This is a genomic window from Sphingobium sp. SJ10-10, assembly GCF_036038995.2.
Taxonomy (GTDB): Bacteria; Pseudomonadota; Alphaproteobacteria; order Sphingomonadales; family Sphingomonadaceae; genus Sphingobium.
Window position 1 is genome coordinate 2357394 of record NZ_CP158132.1, and the last position, 20106, is coordinate 2377499.

Sequence of the window (20106 nt, forward strand, 5' to 3'; positions counted from 1 at the left end):
GCACATTAAACTTAAGCCCGCAGGCATCTGCGGACGCAGCCGAAGGCGGAGGGAAGCGCCTGTCAGCCCAACAACGTTGAGCTCACAGGCCTCTAACTACTGATTTGCGAGACGATCGGCGTACTCTGCCGCACAAATGCGAGAATCGCTGCGGAACTTTTCAGCGTCATAATCCGCAGCATTGCCCTGGCTCTGCAGTTTGATCACTGCTGCACCGAAGGTGGCATCAATGCAGTGGTTGAAATTGATTTCCGAGATTGCGTGGTGGCGGATTTCCGGACGTGAGAGCCACCATTTGGTGCCGGCGCCGCCAGTGATGAAGCCAGAGATCAAGACGAACAGCATCCAAAATGCACCCCAGCGATAGAGGCGCGCCATGGCATCTCGACTATCGACTGGCATCAGATCGCGAAAGGTATAGAAGGCAGTTTCCGCTGCCTTCTCAACTCGTTTTGGTAGGTCTCGATGAACGGTCTGTTGCGCCTCGAATGAGGCCCGCTGGACGACTTCATCAATCTGGCGGATATGTTCTAACCGAAAGATTATCTCAGCAAGAACACCCGGTGAATCCCGCATTCCCGCAGGAAGGCGTCGGAGAAATTTTTCCATTTTGACGTAATCTTCGGAACTTGCTTCGCGCTCCAACAGGTCACGATACATCTGTTCGACAAGTTGCCTCATAGGACCAACCCCGATTGTTCGCAAAACGGACGAAAGGCCCGGGTGAGATCGTCCCACCACAGCTCAAAGTCGACCTGTTCGGACACGCTAAGCGTCAACATCGACAAATCATCGAACGGGCAACGTGCGCGGGCGATCTTCGTACGAGGCCGAATTTGCAGCGCCGGGATGAACGTTTCCGACGCTCCAGCCGCAAGCATTTCGTCACGCAGTTCGGACTCGTGCCACAATACAAATGACCGGGGACTGTCACCGAACCGACCGTTCATCACGATCAGAGTTTGCTCTGGAGGCGCGAAATCTTTGACGCGGTTCAACAGGGTGATTCCGTCCTGCTCCTCATCAATCACCCAAACATGCAAAATGTCGCGATTGAGCTTTGCTACGGCCCGATTCACCCGGTGCATCTCGCGTTCCAGCGCGTCGCCGATATTCCCGGGCATATCGACGAGGAGGACGGCGTTTGAAGGGGAATTCTCCCACCCATCAAGAAGCAGTCCCCAACCATCCGTATGGCGAAGATAAGCCCTCGTTACGGGCATGACGCTACGATAATATCGATCCAAATGCGCATTGCGCGCATCGCAATCGAAGCCGATGACAAGGTAGCCGGCTGACCGGAGAAATGCGGCCAAAATACGCGCAATGAGAGATTTGCCGATTCCGCCCTTGTCGCCATTGACGACAATGATAGGCGCAGGCGGTGAAGTCGCGAGTGGCGGAAATTCAGGGCAAATTGATCCTGTCTTTGCAGACATAACGTGCACTCCTCGAAAAATTTGATCAATGTAGGTCGCTGATCGAGTTGATGAGCGTTCTTGACGGAAGCGCAGAGCGCCTGGCGGCAGTTCTTCAATCCATGCCGGCGCGGGTTATACGCTAGCTAGTCTGCGCTTGCCGGAGCTTTCAACGCCATTTCTGCGAGGGAGCCTGTGGCCGGTTAGTGGGAGAAAAACGCATAAAGTTTAAGGCCTTTAATGACTTACCTGCGCCTCCTTTGCCTCCGGTGACGAAGATCACAGAAGTACCTTCAACGGCATGTAGCTCTCGGTGATTGGCAGCATTTTGATCGATAATCATGGTCACGATTTTGAGTCCTGTTGGGCGTCATTTCGAAAAGATGCGGGCAGATGACACGATCAAGGCGCCCGCCATTTTTATGAAAAGCTTTAGAAAGGAGAGTTAGTTCGGCACCATCACGTCACTGTAGAGATCAGCGTGAGGTGCGCGCTTGGGAGCAATGACGCTGTGAGCGCTCCTCGCGTCCGCAGGGACTGAAGTCCCCGAAGCGGTTTGCTGCCGCGGATTTCGCGTCGAGACCGGCTCGGCGTCGACGGGCGCATACTTCTGGCGCTTCTTTGGCCTTTTCAGCGCTGTTTCAGCGCTAGCCGATTTCAACTCCTTGCGACCAGCAGCTAGCGCCTCACGGAGGATCGACGGCGTAACGCGCGCAGCCTCCATCCAATCCTTGGCCCTCTGGTTGGCGACAATCGCGGGCAGTTTCACCCGAGGGTTCGCCGCCAGTAGCGCTTTCACGAACCGGGCGGCCGCTACCTGGGGCGCGGCAAGCAATTCGCGATCTGCCAGCAACTCACGCGCGACCTCCGCGCCGAGCTCCGCTTCATCGTTAGTCATCTTTACGTCCTCATCTAAACCGAACCACAGTGGCTCGATGAGGACGATGTTAGACAGGAATCGAGGAACGCCGCGCGGTATACGATTCGATTTTTAATCAGACCTTTAGGGTCTTCCTCCACGGGGTTGGATCCAATCCACCGGAGCAAAAATACATGTTCGAAGATCTTTCAGATTTTTTCCCGCGCGGCTTTGGAAGCGAACCGGTGGACATGGAGATGATCCGCGCAATGGCGAGGGACGTCGTGCTGCGGGGTCAGACGCATGGGATGGATCGACAACAGTATCTAGCTCGCCTGTTCACAGAAACGGATCTTGCTAGTTTACCCATCGGACACCTGATGGACCATCGCATCCGAATGCCACGCGATCTCGCCCTCAGCCTTGAGGACAAAAGCCAAGACCACATTATCAATGTTTTGAACCACATGCTATGTGCCTGCCCTCATGCGGAGGGCCGGGACCTTGTTGCTAAAGCTTTAAAGATTCAGCTGCCGGAATTGGCATCAAATCTTATCAAGATTCGTGAAAAAGATCCGCTGCTATTTGTCGATATAATTAGCGGGAATTTAGAAGACGCTCTAAATTCAATCGAAATTTCAGCGTTGCCTGGAGAACATCTGGCCCGGGTGAACTCGTCCATTGCGGACCTGCTGGTGCTTTATTCGATGTTCGAAATGCAACTTATTGCAGCACGAGCCGTCGCTTTGGATGCGGGCAAATTTTTACCTTTCGGCTACACTGACGTGACGGAACGTGCTGCGTTTGACCTCGTGTTCGACATCGTCAATGCGTATGTCTATCGGTTTGAGCAAAATAGACGAAAAATTTACGAGCTTCCAATGCTTCGGGGGCAACCTCCCGTGCTCGCTCAAAGATTCGATGAAAGCTTTGCGAAACAAACTGCAAGTTCTCTAGGAATTTCCGAGATCGATCACGACGAGAGCTTCGGTCATATCAGCAAAGAGATATACGACTTTTTCGTCGAAATGAAAGAATACCTTGTCCAAGTAAAAGCCGATCCAGCTTTTAAGGCTTCCCCGAAACATGGAAGCGATAGATTCAAAAGTACAGCTGCATCTACTTATTTTTTTGGTGTAAGCGCGGGGATTCAAATCGCCTTTGCCGCTCACCGGCTAATTAACTTATCGAGAAGAAAAAGAGATCTGACATCGATCAATGCAAATCGACGAGAGATCGCTTTTCAAGCATGGCTAACGGCGGATTTGCCCGCCAAGAGGCAGAAGGACGCCACCGCAATTCTCTTCGTTATTAGAACACTGATCCTGAAGGATGATCAAGCCGGTACAGGATTTAGCTCGAATGGAGATGCTCTCGCTCTGTTAAAACAAATGGAATCGCATGAGAAAGATGGCAACGTGGCCGGCATATCCCTGCTAAAGGATGCAAAGCGAGATTACCCGATGAAAAGTGCGATTAGTCGAGGCACTGTGCCGCTCGCCGACACGATAGGCTTGGTGGGAGTGCAAGAGCTGGATTTGTTGCCTGACTACCGCTTGGGATTAAATTTGCCATCATCTACCGCGAAGTGCGCCATGGCCGAGCCTAAGGTTAGGCATGTCCAACGCCCGCGCAATAAATACTCAATTGTCCGCCGCTCGCGCAGCAATCCGCGCGCACCGAGCCGATTCTGACGACGTAGCGGAGTTGGTGTCGAGCTTGGCACAGGCACTTAGCCATCTTCCCGCCAAAGAGCGGCAATGCCTCATCTCCGCTATCCTTCCCATATGCATGTCATATGGGACGTCATCGGGGCCGAAGATGCCGACGAGCGGAGCCAATTCAACATTCCTGCGGCTTCCAGAAGTCATGCGCCGGACAGGGCTAAAGAGATCGACGTTGTACAACAAAATAGGCGCTGGCTCCTTTCCGGCACAAATTCAAATCTCGCGCAACTGCGCCGCTTGGCGCGAAGAGGAGATAAACGAGTGGTGTACCAACCCGACGTAAGAAACAGTTAGACCAATACTATCAACGTCCATTCACCCATTCGGTAAAAAGCGCACGCTCCGATCCGACGACAGATCTGAGATTGAATATCGCTGCGAGCCAGCATGGTAGAAAATTGCTTTTTCCAACAAATATAGAAGCTTGTTGCTATACCAAGCGAACCTGCGAACCTGCGCTCGATCAACACTAAAAATTCGACGGACAAATTTCAATGTAGCCGACAAGTTCAGCCGCGTAGCTCCCGTCCGCGTTGACGGTTCCCTTGTGGCGAAGTTCTCTTTGTAGCGTAGGCTCGACTGCTGTCGCAAACAGCTCGATACGCTGCTCGACAGAGAGCGAGCGCGGGGACGGTGATGCTTGCCAATAGCGGTCAAGCTGCCGTTCGATAGCCGGAATGCGCGTCCCGTCTGCCCCGACTGCGATCGGCTGCATGATGACCCTGCGCTCGCCGCTTGCTGTGGAGCTGGTGACTTTCCATAGCGACAGAACAGAAGGCTTATCCACCTCTGCCGACGTCACCGAAAGCCCAATTTCTTCGGGGGGAAGATTGGCCCAGCGATCCAAGGCATTATGTATGATGGGATGATCCAGCCCCAGCAATTGCACACCGTCTGAGGCGCTAGCCGTGTCTCGATCGGTCGTGAATTGCACTGCGGGCGCGCCCTTGGCTTCCAACACATAAGTGCCCGCGCCAGTTGGTCGCAGGGTCGAGCCTTGATCCTCAACGCTCCGTCTAAGGAACTGAACGAGCCGATCCATACTCGATGATATGTCAGAGAACGGCTTGTAGTCATCGAGACTAAACCCATCCAAATCCTGGAATAAATCGAAAACGACCTCTCGCGCTTCGCGTGAGTTCGCTAATGCGGCCTCAAGCTCAACGTGCGTGCGCTTTAGCTCAGGATCGGACAAAGCCTCTTGGTATAGGCGGTCATAGTTTAGCCTTTCAGACAACTGGCCAAGGATTTGCGCCCTCAAATCTTCGGCGACATTTCCTTGGTCATCGACCTTGCCTACCGTGCGCGCGATTTCCGCAAGTTTTTCATCGAGGAGCAGGAAGATCCGACCTTCAATCGTATCTGACAGCACTAGGTTGTAGACCTGAGCGGTATGGTTTTGCCCATAGCGATGGATGCGGCCGATCCGCTGTTCCAAATCCATGGGGTTCCAGGGCAAATCAAAATTGAAGAGGATACGGGCGAACTGAAGGTTGATGCCTTCTCGCCCCGCAGCGGTGCAAACGAGGACGCGAGGGCCATCCTTCTGCCGGAACTTTCGCTCCGCTGCGGCCTTTGCCCCGTGGTCGCCGCCTCGCAGCACGACAACCCCCTGACCGGGGAACGCACGCTCAATCTCCTGCGCGATCAGGTCCACCGTGCCGAGATAAGTAGCGAAAATCACTATCTTCTCTTGAGGGTTTTGCCGCCAGAGCGTGCCCAAGCCGTCAAGCAATTTCTGGGCCTTGGTTTCGCGCTGGGGCGGAAATGCTTGGAGGAGATCGTCTATCCGAAGCCGTTCTTCGGGGAGGTGAAGGTCCACGACTGCCGCCGCAGCTTCCTCAGCGTGCATGGCTGAAAACTCGCTCGCGTAGGGATCGGAGGCCATTTCCAAAGCTTCTTCATCGAGCTTTTTCACAAGGCGATATTTCAGATCAGCGATTATGCGATCGACCTCACTCCGCCCGATCGGATCGTGCGCAAGGTTGAACTCGCCATGAAGCAGTTCACGTGCCTCATCCAGCAGGCGCTCCCGGCCCTCAATATCCATGTCCCTATCACGAAGATGCGCCTCGTGGAGCGTGAGCATCAGAAGGCGGCGTTTTAGCGTCCGTCGCACCGCTGCAAAGCTTGATGCCGCGATCTTCTGGAAAATTGCCATGAGGAAGCCCAAGGCGCGGCCTTTCCCGCCCTGGCGTCGCGCCAAATTGAAGCCGTCTTCCAGATACTCTCTGAGCTTCTCATAAAAATGCCGTTCCGCCTCATTCATGAGAAAGGACTCGGTATGAACCCACCGACGCGCAAATAGGGGGGAGCCGTCAGGTTGGCAGGCATCGGCTTTAGTCCGCCGGAACATGACGGTATTCAGTCGATGCCGATGTTCGATCATCTCATCTGGCGCATTAAAAAGCGTCGGATTGAGAAGCTGGATCAGCATCCAAAACTGGAAATGGTTGCCTTGGTGCGGCGTGGCCGACAAAATCAGCAGATCGCGGGCATGGTCTTTCAACGCCTCAGCGAGCTTATAATTCTCGGTTTTACGGACCTTCCCACCGACACGATGCGCGGTCAGATGATGGGCCTCGTCAAAAACAACGAGATCCCAGCGCTGTGCTTCTAAAAGGCGTTTGATGCGAGCAGGGCGTTTGAGTGTGTCGATGCTGGCAATTAGCCGATCATGCTTGGCAAATGCGTTAGTTTTTCGATCGGTAATATCGCCTTCCGAGCCAAAAACCTCGAAATCTAAATTAAACACCTCATTCAATTCGCGATGCCAATTATTCACGAGGCCAGCAGGAACAATCATCAATGCCCGTTCTAGCTCTCCACGACTTGCCAATTCACGCAGAACCAGCGCAGTTTCGATAGTTTTACCTAGGCCAACTTCATCCGCGATTAGGAACCGTCTTGGTGAGGCTGTCGCAACGCGATGAGTTAGCACGACCTGATGAGGCAGCAGGTCAATTTTCGCGGAGGTGAGCGCCGAAGCACTTTCCATAATGGGTAGCGTCTGAGCCTCAAATGACAGCCAGGCCCGGCGAGCGCGTTCGTCTCCGCTATCTACTGACCGCAGGACACGTTCAGTCCGAGATAGCTCAGCCCGCACCGTCGAGAGCGAAACTCTGCGCTCGCCCGCGCTGAAGAAGGCACGCAGATAGCCGTCATGAGCCGGTTCAAGAACGACGCCCTGACCAAACTCCTGATGGGTAATTCGTTCGCCGGGCCGGAACTGGTGCAAGGCTTCCACGCCGGACCTCATCAGGTGATGCGCAAATGGAAAAGACCTGCGGGCTTGGCACCTTCCCGCAGCAGAATTTCTTGAGGATACTCGTTCGCCTCGCCCCAGAGGATACGGCCAAACGCCAGGGAATGGTCAGAGTGTGGAGCTGCGCAGCGCCAATCGATCGAATCCGTAGCCGGGTGTAATTTGATCCGACCTTGGCCCGACGGAAGCCAGAAGATCAGCGCAGCCTCGCTCTCATAATGAGATTGGAATGAGAGAATGGCGTGCTTGACGGTATCGCCCAACCACGCTTCCGCATCGCTCGGTGTCAGGAGGTCGAGGCACCCGTCCAAGCCCGCGACGACCAGTGTGTTGTTCATATTGCTGGGAAGATCATCGGGCCAGTTTCCCGCGCACCGGAGAAACTGTCGCAGGCTCCAAACCTCCCCCGCCGTGCAGACCTGGTTGCGGGCCTCTTCGTCCCAAATCCAGCTTGTTCCGCGGCGTTGCCATACCGTGTCGAGGGTATGTTTCAAACTTCATACTCCTCAAACAGCGATCCCTGCTGGGGCTTGACCGCTTGGGTTGCCGCCCAACTGTTGTAGATCGTCAAAGCAACGGAGGCTGCATTTCGGTTTTTTGCGTCAGGACCGTTGCGCTGAAGCCATTCGAGGAGCGGCTTCAACGCTACATGCGGCTTGAAATTCTCATTCTTGAGGGTGTCAGAGGCGTTGATACCGCTTCCATCAAAGCATGAGCCTATCAGAACAAGGGCCTGGTCGAGATCGGAGGTGAGCCGGCGCTTGTGTCGGCCCGACCAATCCCGCGCAAAAGAGAGCGGATCAACCCGTGTGAAAACCTTGCTCTTTTCCGAACACCAACCCCGCTGCTCAAACTCGTCAGGCGTCGTTATCGACCCCTTGAGGAATTTCTGGAGCTGGTCACGTTTCATCTCGACGGCCGTGCCAAAGGTCCGAAGGAACTGCCGCGTTATGGGTTCCGCATTGACCGGGGGCGACTCTTTCCCTTTGTCGGCATCCTCATCAATGAGCTGATTTATGCCGACGAGCGCCTCTTTGACGGAGATGCTACGATCCTCGTCAACATATACGCGGCCATAGTGGCGGGAGAAATATTCGAGCGCCTTGCCGCGCCGGATGACCTGTATGTCGGCGGCAGGAAGTCCCTCTTTGGCGTGGTTTTCCAGCATAGCCTGCAACTGTCGAACGTCTGCCATCACCTCACGCCGCATCCGACCCCAGCTAACCGGCGTCGGCTCCTCGGTTCGCTTTCGGCAAACGTGAATGATGTCATATTCGATAGTCTTGGAGCCAAACTCACCGTCACCCTTCGTCTCGTCAGAGCGAATGGGGTAGGTTGCTTCCAAATAAAAACCCGCGTCGAACAACGACTCAAGAACCGCAACCCACGGCTCATCTTCACTATGATGAAACGTAAAAGTTAGGATGCCTCCCGGCTTCAAGATACGATGCGCCTCACGCCAGCATTGGGTAAGCAAGCGCTTATAAAAACCATCAGGATCTTCTGGTTCACGCGCGCTGTTGGCGACCGCCTCCAATGATTTCGGGGTATATTCACCTGAAAAATATTCGGGATAGCGATCCTTCAAAACAAGCCTAAGCCAAACATAAAAGTAATCTGCAAGTTCAGAATAGTGAAGTAGGCCGCCAAAGGGAGGGTCAGTTACGACAAGATCGAAACTGTTATCGGAAAGAAAATTTAGGTCCGTAGATGAGCCGCAAGTCTGTCGCGCCGGTCGAACCGCATCACCGGGATAAACCTTCTGACTTTTTCCAGGTATTTTCGATCCAAGTTCGCTGTTCGTCCGTGAAAGCCCTTCTGCGCTGACAGCTTCCCAAGGATTAATGGCCCAATCGCGTCCCTCAACTATGGGGGGGACGGTAGAAGACCATGGCCCATAGCCCATAGGCGAAAAGACTCCGACCTCAATCAGAGTTGATTTCGGATGAAAGTTGTTATTCGATAGGGCCGGAACAAAATGATCCTTTTTCACGTGCCAAAACGAAAACATGCTCTGATTACGTAGATAGTTTTGGAATGCACCCAACACATATTCGCGCACATCCCAATCGTAGTCACCGACGGTTGCGATTGCTTTTAAAAGCTGTGTATGAACGAGAAGCTGGCGGGGATTAAACATCGTCCACCAATGCGTGAAGCCATGGTTGGGCACGCCGCCTTGTAGATGATGCGTCATAAAGCCGTATGGCAGCTCCGATCGAGGCCAGTATGGGGCCAAATCCCCATCTTTGCGTTCGTCCCATTCGGTCAGCGCGGCATCATATTGAGCAGCTTGCCTTTGATCGAATGGGGCGAAGAAGCGACCCCCATAAGGTGCGCCCGATTTGTCGCGATCCGGGGAATATGCCTGCACGGCATAACCTGCCATTGGGCCGGTTTTGCCAGATGCCTTGATGGTGTCGAGAACATCTTGAACAGTGCCACATGCACCGCAAGTATAATGGGACTTTTTTGGCACAGTGCCCTTTTGAGGAGCAAAACTGACGCCAGAATTTGGGCAGGTTACGACATCGGGTAACTCGCCACGAACCTCCAGCAATTCGATTTGGGCCGCTCGCGCATCATTCCATCGAATGGTCGATGCAAGCTCATCCTGCGCTGACCCACCCATTGGCTGACCATCTGCGTCGCGCTTTGCACTCCCGGCAAGCCAATGGGGGTGAACAAGGAGAGTAAGAGAAACCTTTTTATTCGAGCCTTTTCCGAGGTTTGCCAGTTCTGCCTTGCCGCACGATGGGCAGATCGCCCCCTTTTTGCGGTCGAGTATCGAATATGGATACTCCGAAGGCGCAACATATAGCGGCACGTCCGGGGCCATGCGTGCAGCTTCTTCTTCAACGTGAAAGCCAGTCCCGCAATGACCGCATTTACGCTCCCAATGCCTGACTGTCAGGGTTTTCACGGCTATAACAGGACTGGTCATTATGGGGGTGCGATGGCCGCATCCTGTAACCTGACAGGGGCCATGCTTCGACCAGAATGTATAGATGGCCTCTGGACCATCATATCTGTAGTCGCTGCGTTGATCGACATTGAGAGTTAAAGGGTCGAAATCAACAGGCATCACTTTGTTTGTTGAAATCTGCGTCCATTTACCCTTTTCGCCGTTAGGTCCGTCGCAATAATAGTACGGAATTATTTTCGGCTTAACTTCAGATTCAATGTCAGCGATAAGTGACCGTACATTGTCGAGATCAACGTCGGCCAGTTCCTGCTTTACCACAAACCAGGCAACAGGGTTCAGATCGTTCCCCACCATGTTCATACCCAGGCGAGAGCCTTCGACAAGCGTGGTCCCACCCCCCATGAACACGTCAGCAACCTTCAAATTCTTGAAAGCGCCTTTCTTTTGATGGTTGGCGTAATAATTGTCCCAAACGTGCCGAGAAGCGTGGGATGGGTCATCGGGCGCTTTGGTAGCAGCGGCAATGAGCATGGAGCGAAACACGCTCGAACGGCGCCTCGCCCACCACTTTGACATTTGATAGATTGGCTTCCCAGCGTTACCCTCAATGATCGCGACCTGATTCACCGGTAGGATTGGAAAATCTACCTCAAGGCAGGTTTTGGGACGCGCAGGATCATTAAAATCGACAGTTTCGAGAGCGACGATCTTTCCTGCGCCAACCGCTTTCGTAACGTCCTGCCCAAGCAGTTCTTTCTTCGATGCCATTAGCGGCAGTCCTTACTTTGTAATTTCGACAAACGGCGACAGCACCTCAAGCAGAGAGAGTCCCCCGTGAGTGAGTGTCGGGTAGCCGCCAGGGCTTTTCCATTTCCATCGGCCAACAGCGAGGCGATGGTCGCCGTGCGGACCTGCAATCTGCATCGCAACCGGCGGAACGAATGGACCAGTCTCGCCCTGCCCCTTTGCGCTTCTGCCGCTGGAGAAGGTGGATTTGAGATATTGGCTAACTTCCCCCTCCGCATCGGGAAAATAGCCGGTCGCTGCATAGCCATGGTCGGAGGTGATGACGAGGCGACGACCTGTTGCAAGATGTTCGACAAATGACCAGAAATCTGCGCTTGTGAGCTGATCTGCGGCATCGCGAGTTAAGGTGTCTAGCCCTTGGCCCGCTACAGCCCCATCATGGATTTTGCTGTCGGGCCAGTGATGCCAGAAGACCCAATTTTGGGCCGCCGTTATCAGTGCTTCGCAGTCCTTCCACGGCATATCTACCGTTTCGGTTGCGGTCTGTTGCAGCCGGTGCGCTCCCCCTCCCCCATTGTTCTGCAACTGGCTTCGGCTTCCAAAACCGAGAGAGCGCGCAAATTCGTTGGTTTCGCCGGGCAATTCAGAAGCGAAGGCTGAGACGTTGTGCAGCGTGAAGCCGTGCTGCTCCGCGCCTTGCAGAAGCCACGGCAGCTCGCGTAACGACAGGCCGTCCAAGATAAGAATTGCTTTGGCACTGTAGGGCTCGGACCACCACCGCACCAAGCGGTCGGAAGTCCGCTCGACGGCGGAACCAAAATTCTGCCAGAGATCCCACGCAGAGGACGAAAGGAAATGATCGAGAAGGCCGATTTCCCTTTCCCGCCTTATGACTTCGCCGGTGCTTTTTTCGGGTAGCAAGGGCTTAGCGGCTATGTCGATCGCATGGTTGATGATGACGCGCCAAGCTTCCTCATCGGAGCCTTCGACCAAGCCCGTCAGCATGGCGGCATCGAGCGCCATCAGTCGTCCTCCCGCTCAAGGCTGATCTCGAAGGTCATGCCATCGGGCAGCTTTTTAAGCAGCTCTTTGAGCTGGGCGCCGTTGGCCGCTGATACCTTGATGGCCACGTCCGCGACCTTGGTGGCCGGGCCTATGCCCCACCCTTCCAGTTTACCGATCAAGTTGAGCGGTGAGGTCGCCGGCGTGCTGAGCGGCAGTCTCGGCTTCGCTCCTGATTGGCTTGTCGATCCGCCGAAAATACTGGTCGGCGCCCCTGGGTCCGATGACACGGGGGACGATCCTTCGGGACTAAATGGCGCTTGGTCGGAAGGTGCGTCGAACAGACCGCCACCGGCGGGACTCTCGGTTTGCGCTGCCGTGGGCGCTGGCGCGCTTCCGCCAGTCGATGGAGCGGCCGAAGGCAGCATCAACGTAATTTCGTCAAGCTGCCGCCCTGTGAATGAGAGTTTAGGACGAAGACGCTTCCACGCGCTTTCGTCGTCCTCGCCGGATTGAGCCTGCAATAGCTCCATCCCGCGAAGATTGATGGCGATCTTGCCACGAGCGCAGAGACGGACGATGCGCTCCTTCATCGCCGTCTCCCCCAGCCATGGAATGCAATCCTGACCAGCGGGCCGCGGTTCTTGCAGCTCCTTCAGCAATTTGCCGACCGAAGAATTGTCTGCGGCGGCTTCCAGAACGAGCGCCTCGAAATCCTCCGGCACGAACAAATCATTGATGAGAATTTCTTCGATCGATTCAGGTATCTGTGCGCCTTGCTTTTTGAGTGTTTCAACGCTGAACAGGCATTGCGCTGGCTCAGCGAAATTCCAGCGATGAAGCACAGCGAAGCGGTCAAAGCGCTTCCTGAGAATATCGCGCAGCGCATTCTGAAATTCGGTGTGAAGCTTTTTATATTCAGGGCTTTGCCCGCTCCATTCCTGTGCCTTCATCTCTGCACGCGCGAGTATGAGCAGGTCGCGATCCTGGAAGGCATTGAGCGAACCAGATTTTGGCAGCAAGAATCTGACCGTATTGCGGCGCTTTTGCAGGTGATCTTTCAGCCAGCGGCCGAGCATCGGCGGCAGATTTTCGGGTTCTTCTGGAAGGACGAGAACCGGAATCCTGTCGTCCCAGCGGTCGGGATGCTCGGCTTCCTCTAATGACGACCAAGGATCGCTCTGCCACGAACGCGGCAACGCGATCACTCGATACTGCTTTGCCACATCGTCGGAACCGCTGATGACATATCGTATCTGTTTGGCGAGCTGGACTTGATCTGATCCGTCTGTGAACAGCTTATCATTACGGGCGCACGCCATGAGTTTCGCGCGTGGGTTCTCTTCCTCGCGGAAAACCAAACGCAGGCCATCCTGATGGATGTTGAAGCTGTTCTCAACGATGGTGGCCAATTCCGCCTGAAACGCATTGTCGTCAACGGCATTGGCGCGGGTTATGTCCAGTTGAAGGGTTGCCGGCTCAGCACCGGCAAGATTGCCGACCGCGATGGATCGAAGCCAGAGAGCGCCAATGATTTCCTGCAAATGTGGCAAGAAGCTGGTGTGGCTGGAGACGGCCTCCGTAACCGATATGATGTTCTGCTGGGCCTTCGCGCGCAGCGTGCGGTGATGCTCGTTCGAAACGGAATCGAGAAGCGCGCCGATGCCTGAAGCATCGTCGTCCAATCGGAAGTCAGCCGCAGTCAGCACCGGAACCGTTTCGCCCCGGCTTTTATATAGGTTCGCCAGAATGCGGATCATGTCGCGCGTTTCCTGCGCGTCGGTGGCGATCAGCACTTGCTCTTCAAGGAGACGCAAAAGGTGCGGCGCAAAAGGCCAGGATTCCCTGTATTCTGCCAACTTGCGATCCTGTTCAGCCGGAGGAACGTCGAGAAGGCGGAAATTCTCCGCAACATGGGCGTCTATGAGGCTGGAGATTGTGCCATCGGCAATCTGCAACCTATTATCGAAGAGCCGATGAAGCAGCATCCTCCGGCGATCTTGCTGGATTCGCTCTGCATTCCCGCCAGCTTGGAAGTCGATCGCCACCGGGTTAACTCGATGCACCTGCTGATATGCGTCGCTGCTGCCGTTTCGGACAGAGATAACCAGCACGAGGAGATCGGGTCGCTCCTTGGCGATTTCCGATAGAATCTGGATGAAATTGAACGCCCATACCTTCCAAGGATATTGCTTGGTGTTGGTCAGGCCGTCGAACCAGGTCTGAAACTCATCGAGCAGCAGCATGGCCGGCGCTTTTTCGAGCATCTCGACAATGAGCTGATCCGAAGGAATGTCCGTTTTGGACGATCCCATCCCTTCCCACTTGCCCTTGATGTAAGTGCCGTGGGGATGGCGGTCGAAGAGAAGATCCCACAGGAATTTGTATCTTTGGCGGTGAAGACTCTCACCAATCACCTCCATGCCGTCACGCAGGCCAATGGAGGCAAGGCCGGGTTCTCCCAGAGTGTGGGACCAGTTAGTGAGCCAAGCTTGCGTTGAAGCAGGATCAGTGACGGCATGATACAACGCGGCCATCAAGTGCGACTTACCCAGGCCGCGTTCGCCGATCACGACCACGGGCCTGCCCTTGCCGGGACCAACCGCGTCGATACCCTTCAGCAGATCGTGCGTGGGATAAGTGATATTGAGAAATTCCTGAGCGGCGATCTGGGTGGCGCCGGTGTTGGAATCATTAGAAAGCTCGATCGCTGTGCCCTTGAGGCGCTTGCTGCGAAATTCTTCCCGAAGCGTCAAACCCAACATTACTCGCCATTCCCCCCATCTGGCCGACGGTCAAATTGCTCCGGCGATTGATCCCTCATCCACTGGAGAAGGTCCGTTCGCTGGAAGCGCCATGAGCCGCCCACCTTGAACGAAGGGATTTGGCCCTCCGCTGCAAGCCTATAAATCGTCCGCTCTGTCACCTTCAGAAAGATGGCAACTTCCCGGATAGTCAAAATCTCGTCGGTCACTGTGGACCTCTCGCGCAACCCTACGGTAAAATATTCAAGAATCTTCAAAATTGCTAGCCTGATGGAACACAGCCTAAGGCAGCTTGTCCGTCTAAGCTGTTACAATCGGTGGCTTAGCTGACTGAGAAGCAATCGCTGAAAGCGGCAAATCAATGCAGCATTATGGGCAGGAGACGAGGCGCCGACGGCGGATATATGCCGCCGACGCAGTGCCAGCAGCTTTACTGTTTAAACAAAATCCGAGTTCCTTCAGGGTAATCGGAGATTCCACAAATAGCGATCCTTGGCTCTAAGACTAGCGCGTGTTAGACCGTGACCTCCGGGGCCCTCCCACAAGGTGGGTCGCCGAAGCTTGACCCTGCATGATCATGTCTGCCCATTGCTGCGCCAGCTCTCTCCTTCGATCCATATACGCGGCACGATTGTAGATCAGCTCACTGCCTGACATCCCAGCTGGAATATGTGCCAGCATAAGGTCGATGATGAGCCGATCGATCAGGAGACGATCTGCACCAGGATGCGATCGCTCCACAAGGCCATTCATTGTGGTCGAGAAGGACGAGCGCCATCCATGCGGCACGTGCCGCCCCTTGAAGCCGATCCGATTGTACAAATATCCGACGGCATTTTCACTCAACGGTTCCAAGCCGCTGCGCGCCCCAGGAAATGCCAAAGGGCCGCGACCCGAAAGGAGACGGGCGACACGCAGAACCTCCACAGCTTGGTGCGAAAGCGGGACAATATGCTCGAACACCTCATCTTCACGGAGTACCAGCATGAGCTTGATGCGGGCAGCTGGGATACGCCACAGCGGCCTGTCCGCAAGCTCATCTGGCTTATCCCAATCGATGCCTTCGAACTCGCTCCACGGCGCGGTTCGAATCATCCCTGGCCGCTGAGCGGTCAGCGCCATCATTCTTGATGCGAGACGGGTAATCGGATGGGAGGCCGAGCAATCAACCGCACGAATCAATGCCTGAATCTCATCCATCTCAGTCAGCGCGGGCCACCTGCGTGCAGGGGGAACGGCCTTCAGGCTGACCTTCATATCAGCGGCAGGATTCTCGCGGCACGCACCAAGACCCTTGCCGTATTTGAATATCGCTGAACACCGCTGTAGCAAGCGATGAGAGGTCTCTATAGACCCTCGCGCTTCAACTTTTTTAAGTGTGGCGAGGAGTAGAGGCTCATCGATGTCGGTTATCGGAAGCCCACCGATGGCAGGAAAAATATCTCGCTCTAGGCTCGTGATGACATCCGCGGCGTGGACCGGCTTCCAGCGAGCCACTTGATCGGCATACCATTGCCTGCCCACCTTCTCGAACGTGTTCTCCATCTGAGCCACGTTGGCGAGCTTGCGCTTCTTCGCCTCGATCACCGGATCGCGGCCGTCCCGTAACATCCGTTTGGCGTCATCCCGCATGTCCCTAGCCTCGACCAAGGACAGATCGGGGTAGCTTCCCAACACGAGGCGCTTCTCTTTATCTGCGAAACGGTATTTGAGCCGCCAGCTGCGGTGGCCGGCTTTCGTTACGAACAGATACAACCCCCCGGAATCGGCAAGCTTGTAGTCCTTGTCCCTAGGCTTCGCCTTGCGAATTGCAGCGTCAGTCAGCATGCCCCCAAATCCTCTATTCGATGCCCCCAAAATGCCCCCAAATGCCGCTGGCTTGGGCTGGATATCGCTGGATGCGCTTGGACACGCGAATCGCCTAAAATCCCGTTAATACGGGCTTTTATGGATACTGTTGGATCCGATCGGATGCTTAAGTGGCGGAGAGGGAGGGATTCGAACCCTCGGTACCGTTGCCGGCACGCCGCATTTCGAGTGCGGTGCATTCGACCACTCTGCCACCTCTCCGCAGAAGGTCCGGCGCGTGCCGTCCCGGTCGAGCGGCGGCCATTAGCGAATGATTTCCACCTTGCCAAGCAGCGGCGAGCATTTTTCTTGTTTCGTACCGCAAGCATCCTAAATTGCGTCATATGAACAACATGAATCAGATTTTCGGACCCGATGTTACCGCCCCGCCGATCGTCCACGCCCGCTTCAGCATCGGTGACGTGGTGCAGCACCTGCGCTTCGGTTTTCGCGGCGTGGTGTTCGATATCGATCCGGTCTTCGCCAATAGCGACGAATGGTATCAGGCCATTCCCGAAGAGGCGCGGCCGGACAAGGACCAGCCCTTCTACCATCTGCTCGCTGAGAATGACGAAAGCAGCTATGTCGCCTATGTCAGCCAGCAGAATCTGATCGCGGACGACAGCGAGGAACCTGTCGACCATCCCGCCATTTCCGACATGTTCGGCACCTATGCGAACGGCAAATATCAGCTACGCCCGCTCCATCGCCATTAAGGGCGGCATCCAGGCGAGCCGGGCGCTGCTCGGGCTCGCCCTGCTGCTCGCGCCTGGCGGACTGGTGCAGGCCGCGCCGCCGGCATCGGCGCTTCCAGCATCGGCGCTCAAGGTCAATCCCGATCCCGCCTTTCCCTTTTCGCGAGAGATCGAGGCCTTCGCCAAGGCCAATGAGGCGGGACCGGCCGTCACCGACGCCACGCTGTTCCTGGGCAGTTCCAGCATCCGCCTGTGGGACATAAGCGGCAGTTTTCCGGATGTCGGCACGGTCAATCGCGGCTTTGGCGGCGCGACCACGCCGGATGTGCTGCGTTATTACAAGCGCCTGCTGCCCAAGGCCAAGCCGCGCTCCATCCTGGTCTATGTCGGGGAAAATGATCTGGCCGCCGGAGCCGCCCCGGCCGAGGTCGCGAACAATATCCTGACCCTGCTGAGGCAGCTTCGCACCGATTATCCCAAGGCGCATATCGCCTATCTGTCGCTGAAGCCCAGCCCGATCCGCTGGACGCTCTGGCCGAAAATGGCGGCGGTCAACATGACCGTGGCGGCGCGGGCGCGCGTGACCCGCTTCGATTATCTGGATGTCGGCCGCGTGCTGCTGGCGGCTGACGGCCTGCCCGATGCATCGCTGTTCCGTCCCGACGGCTTGCATATGAACCCTCGCGGCTACACGCTCTGGACCAAGCTGGTCGACGCCTATCTGGACGAGGCCGTTGCCGCCGATCTCAAGCCCACTTCTCCTTCCTGAGCACTTTCCGATTGATCCACGCTCAAGCAACATTATTACCGGACGTTGATAAAACAGCCGCAGGCAAGGGGACAGACCAGTGACAAGTGATTCGGCCAAGGCGGCCCCCATGGCGGAGCTGACGCTTCGCGGCGTGATATTGGGCGCGCTGATCACCTTGCTGTTCACCGCGGCGAACGTCTATCTGGGGCTGAAGATCGGCCTGACCTTCGCCACCTCCATCCCGGCGGCCGTCATTTCCATGGCTGTGCTGCGGCTGTTCGCGACCGGCACGATCCTGGAAAACAACATCGTCCAGACCATTGCCTCGGCCGCCGGCACGCTGTCCGCGATCATCTTCGTGCTGCCGGGACTGGTGATCATCGGCTGGTGGCAGGGTTTCCCCTATTGGCTCAGCGCCTTCACCATCGCGCTGGGCGGCATATTGGGCGTCATGTATTCGGTGCCGCTTCGCCGCGCGCTCGTTACCGGCTCCGACCTGCCCTATCCCGAGGGCGTGGCCGCTGCCGAAGTGCTGAAAGTGGGCGCAGGCTCCCGCGAAGGGCTGGAGGAGAATAAGCGCGGCCTTGCCGCCATCATCGCCAGTTCGGTCGCTGCCGCCGCCTTCGCGATCCTCGCCAAGACCAGGCTGATCGCGGAGGAAGCCGCCACCTTCTTCAAATTCGGCGCGGGCGCCTCCAGTGTCTCCACCAGCTTTTCCATGGCGCTGATCGGCGTCGGCCATCTGGTCGGCCTGTCGGTGGGCGTCGCCATGTTCTTCGGCCTGCTGATAAGCTGGGTCGGCCTCGTCCCCTATCTCACCGCCCCGCTTCCCGCAGGCGCGGACCTTTCGGAACTGGTCGGCACCACCTTCCGCATGAAGGCGCGCTTCATCGGCGCGGGCACGATCGGCGTGGCGGCGATCTGGACGCTGCTCAAGATCCTTGGCCCCATCATCAGCGGCATCCGCTCCGCCCTCGCCGCCGCCAAGGTCCGCAAGGCGGGCAATGCAGGCCTGCTCGACATCACCGAGCGCGATCTGCCGATCGGCATCGTCGGCGGCACCATCCTCGCTTCGCTCATTCCCATCGCCATCCTGCTCTGGGTGTTCGCGCAGGGCGGACCGATCGCGCTCAACCCCGTGCCGATCATTGCGCTGACGCTGGCCTATATATTGGTCGCGGGCATCGTCATCGCTTCGGTCTGCGGCTATATGGCGGGCCTGATCGGCGCGTCGAACAGCCCGATTTCCGGCGTCGGCATCCTCGCCGTGCTGGGCGCCTCGCTGATCCTCGCGGCGATCTACGGCTCGGGCGGCGACCCTAAGCAAAGCCAGGCGCTCATCGCCTATGCCCTGTTCACGACCGCGATCGTCTTCGGCGTCGCGACCATCTCCAACGACAATTTGCAGGATCTGAAAACCGGCCAGCTCGTCGGCGCGACCCCCTGGAAACAGCAGGTCGCTCTGGTCCTCGGCGTGATCTTTGGCGCCCTGGTGATCCCGCCGGTGCTGGACCTGCTCAACAGCGCCTTCGGCTTTGCGGGCGCGCCGGGCGCCAAGGCGAGCGCCCTTCCCGCCCCGCAGGCGGCACTGATCTCCGCTCTGGCCAAGGGCGTGCTGGGCGGCGATCTTGACTGGAAGCTGATCGGCTTCGGCGCGGGGATCGGCGTGGTCGTCGTCGCCATTGACGAGACGCTGGGCAAGGCGGGCAAGCTGCGCCTGCCGCCGCTCGCGGTCGGCATGGGCATCTACCTGCCCATGGCGCTGACCCTGCTGATCCCGGTCGGCGCGGCGATTGGGCATTTCTACAACCGCTGGGCGCTGCGCCAGTCCCACCCCGAATTTGCCGAGCGCATGGGCGTGCTGATGGCGACCGGCTTCATCGTGGGCGAAAGCCTGTTCGGCGTCGCCTTTGCGGGGATCGTCGCGGCGACAGACAGCGACGCGCCGCTGGCTTTGGTAGCGGAGAACCCCTGGGCTGTGGTGCTTTCGGTGATCGCCTTCTTTGGCGTGATTGCGGCGCTTTACGGGAGGCTAAGGCATTGGGCTAGCGCCCCGCTGGGGTGAAGCTGCCATTAAGCCCCTCCCCTTCAGGGGAGCGGTTG

At 56.5% G+C, this 20106-nt stretch carries 16 protein-coding genes and 1 tRNA gene; 5 read left to right on the forward strand and 12 right to left on the reverse strand.

Going from position 1 to position 20106, the window contains the following annotated elements:
* Nucleotides 1-96: 96 nt before the first annotated feature.
* The 4 genes from VVT58_RS11440 to VVT58_RS11455 form a co-directional block, all read right to left on the reverse strand.
* Nucleotides 97-681, reverse strand: coding sequence for a hypothetical protein (locus VVT58_RS11440; RefSeq protein WP_327753085.1), 585 nt, complete (start codon nt 679-681; stop codon nt 97-99).
* Nucleotides 678-1439 (reverse strand): division plane positioning ATPase MipZ, encoded by a 762-nt coding sequence (locus VVT58_RS11445; protein WP_327753086.1) that lies wholly within the window; start codon nt 1437-1439, stop codon nt 678-680. The genes VVT58_RS11440 and VVT58_RS11445 overlap by 4 nt, the downstream gene beginning before the upstream one ends.
* Before the next feature lie 148 nt (nt 1440-1587).
* Nucleotides 1588-1767: a hypothetical protein gene (locus VVT58_RS11450; protein WP_327753087.1), complete on the reverse strand. Its 180-nt coding sequence runs from the start codon at nt 1765-1767 to the stop codon at nt 1588-1590.
* Between the two features lie 96 nt (nt 1768-1863).
* Complete coding sequence (locus VVT58_RS11455; RefSeq protein ID WP_327753088.1) at nt 1864-2316, reverse strand: hypothetical protein; 453 nt, start codon at nt 2314-2316, stop codon at nt 1864-1866.
* A 155-nt stretch (nt 2317-2471) separates the two neighbouring features.
* On the opposite strand from VVT58_RS11455, the gene VVT58_RS11460 reads away from it, so the two are divergent.
* Both VVT58_RS11460 and VVT58_RS11465 read left to right on the forward strand, forming a co-directional pair.
* Complete coding sequence (locus VVT58_RS11460; RefSeq protein WP_327753089.1) at nt 2472-3971, forward strand: hypothetical protein; 1500 nt, start codon at nt 2472-2474, stop codon at nt 3969-3971.
* 127 nt (nt 3972-4098) lie between these two features.
* On the forward strand, nt 4099-4287 hold the full coding sequence (locus tag VVT58_RS11465) for an AlpA family phage regulatory protein (RefSeq protein WP_327753090.1): 189 nt from the start codon (nt 4099-4101) through the stop codon (nt 4285-4287).
* Nucleotides 4288-4473: 186 nt separating this feature from the next.
* On the opposite strand, the gene VVT58_RS11470 is transcribed toward VVT58_RS11465, so the two are convergent.
* From VVT58_RS11470 to VVT58_RS11505, 8 genes are all read right to left on the reverse strand, one after another.
* Nucleotides 4474-7251 carry an SNF2-related protein gene (locus tag VVT58_RS11470; RefSeq protein ID WP_327753091.1) on the reverse strand — a complete coding sequence of 926 codons (2778 nt, stop codon included), beginning with the start codon at nt 7249-7251 and terminating at the stop codon, nt 4474-4476.
* 11 nt (nt 7252-7262) lie between these two features.
* On the reverse strand, nt 7263-7763 hold the full coding sequence (locus tag VVT58_RS11475; protein WP_327753092.1) for a hypothetical protein: 501 nt from the start codon (nt 7761-7763) through the stop codon (nt 7263-7265).
* Nucleotides 7760-10963: a hypothetical protein gene (locus VVT58_RS11480; protein ID WP_327753093.1), complete on the reverse strand. Its 3204-nt coding sequence runs from the start codon at nt 10961-10963 to the stop codon at nt 7760-7762. Before VVT58_RS11480 ends, VVT58_RS11475 begins: the two co-directional genes overlap by 4 nt.
* Before the next feature lie 12 nt (nt 10964-10975).
* Nucleotides 10976-11965 carry a hypothetical protein gene (locus VVT58_RS11485; RefSeq protein WP_327753094.1) on the reverse strand — a complete coding sequence of 330 codons (990 nt, stop codon included), beginning with the start codon at nt 11963-11965 and terminating at the stop codon, nt 10976-10978.
* On the reverse strand, nt 11965-14709 hold the full coding sequence (locus tag VVT58_RS11490; protein WP_327753095.1) for a DUF499 domain-containing protein: 2745 nt from the start codon (nt 14707-14709) through the stop codon (nt 11965-11967). Before VVT58_RS11490 ends, VVT58_RS11485 begins: the two co-directional genes overlap by 1 nt.
* The gene (locus VVT58_RS11495) at nt 14709-14918 is read right to left on the reverse strand and encodes a helix-turn-helix domain-containing protein (RefSeq protein ID WP_327753145.1); all 210 of its coding nucleotides are present in this window, start codon (nt 14916-14918) and stop codon (nt 14709-14711) included. Before VVT58_RS11495 ends, VVT58_RS11490 begins: the two co-directional genes overlap by 1 nt.
* Nucleotides 14919-15213: 295 nt before the next feature.
* Entirely contained in the window at nt 15214-16536 is a 1323-nt protein-coding gene (locus tag VVT58_RS11500; RefSeq protein ID WP_327753096.1) for a phage integrase central domain-containing protein, read from the reverse strand.
* A gap of 153 nt (nt 16537-16689) precedes the next feature.
* Nucleotides 16690-16779 (reverse strand) — tRNA-Ser (locus VVT58_RS11505).
* Between the two features lie 122 nt (nt 16780-16901).
* Between VVT58_RS11505 and hspQ the strand changes: the two genes are divergently transcribed.
* From hspQ to VVT58_RS11520, 3 genes are all read left to right on the forward strand, one after another.
* The gene (gene hspQ, locus VVT58_RS11510) at nt 16902-17273 is read left to right on the forward strand and encodes a heat shock protein HspQ (protein WP_327753097.1); all 372 of its coding nucleotides are present in this window, start codon (nt 16902-16904) and stop codon (nt 17271-17273) included.
* Nucleotides 17230-18021 carry a GDSL-type esterase/lipase family protein gene (locus VVT58_RS11515; protein ID WP_327753098.1) on the forward strand — a complete coding sequence of 264 codons (792 nt, stop codon included), beginning with the start codon at nt 17230-17232 and terminating at the stop codon, nt 18019-18021. The genes hspQ and VVT58_RS11515 overlap by 44 nt, the downstream gene beginning before the upstream one ends.
* 109 nt (nt 18022-18130) lie before the next feature.
* A complete protein-coding gene (locus VVT58_RS11520; protein WP_405053739.1) occupies nt 18131-20068 on the forward strand; it encodes an OPT family oligopeptide transporter in 1938 nt (645 codons plus the stop codon).
* The last annotated feature ends 38 nt before the right edge of the window (nt 20069-20106 follow it).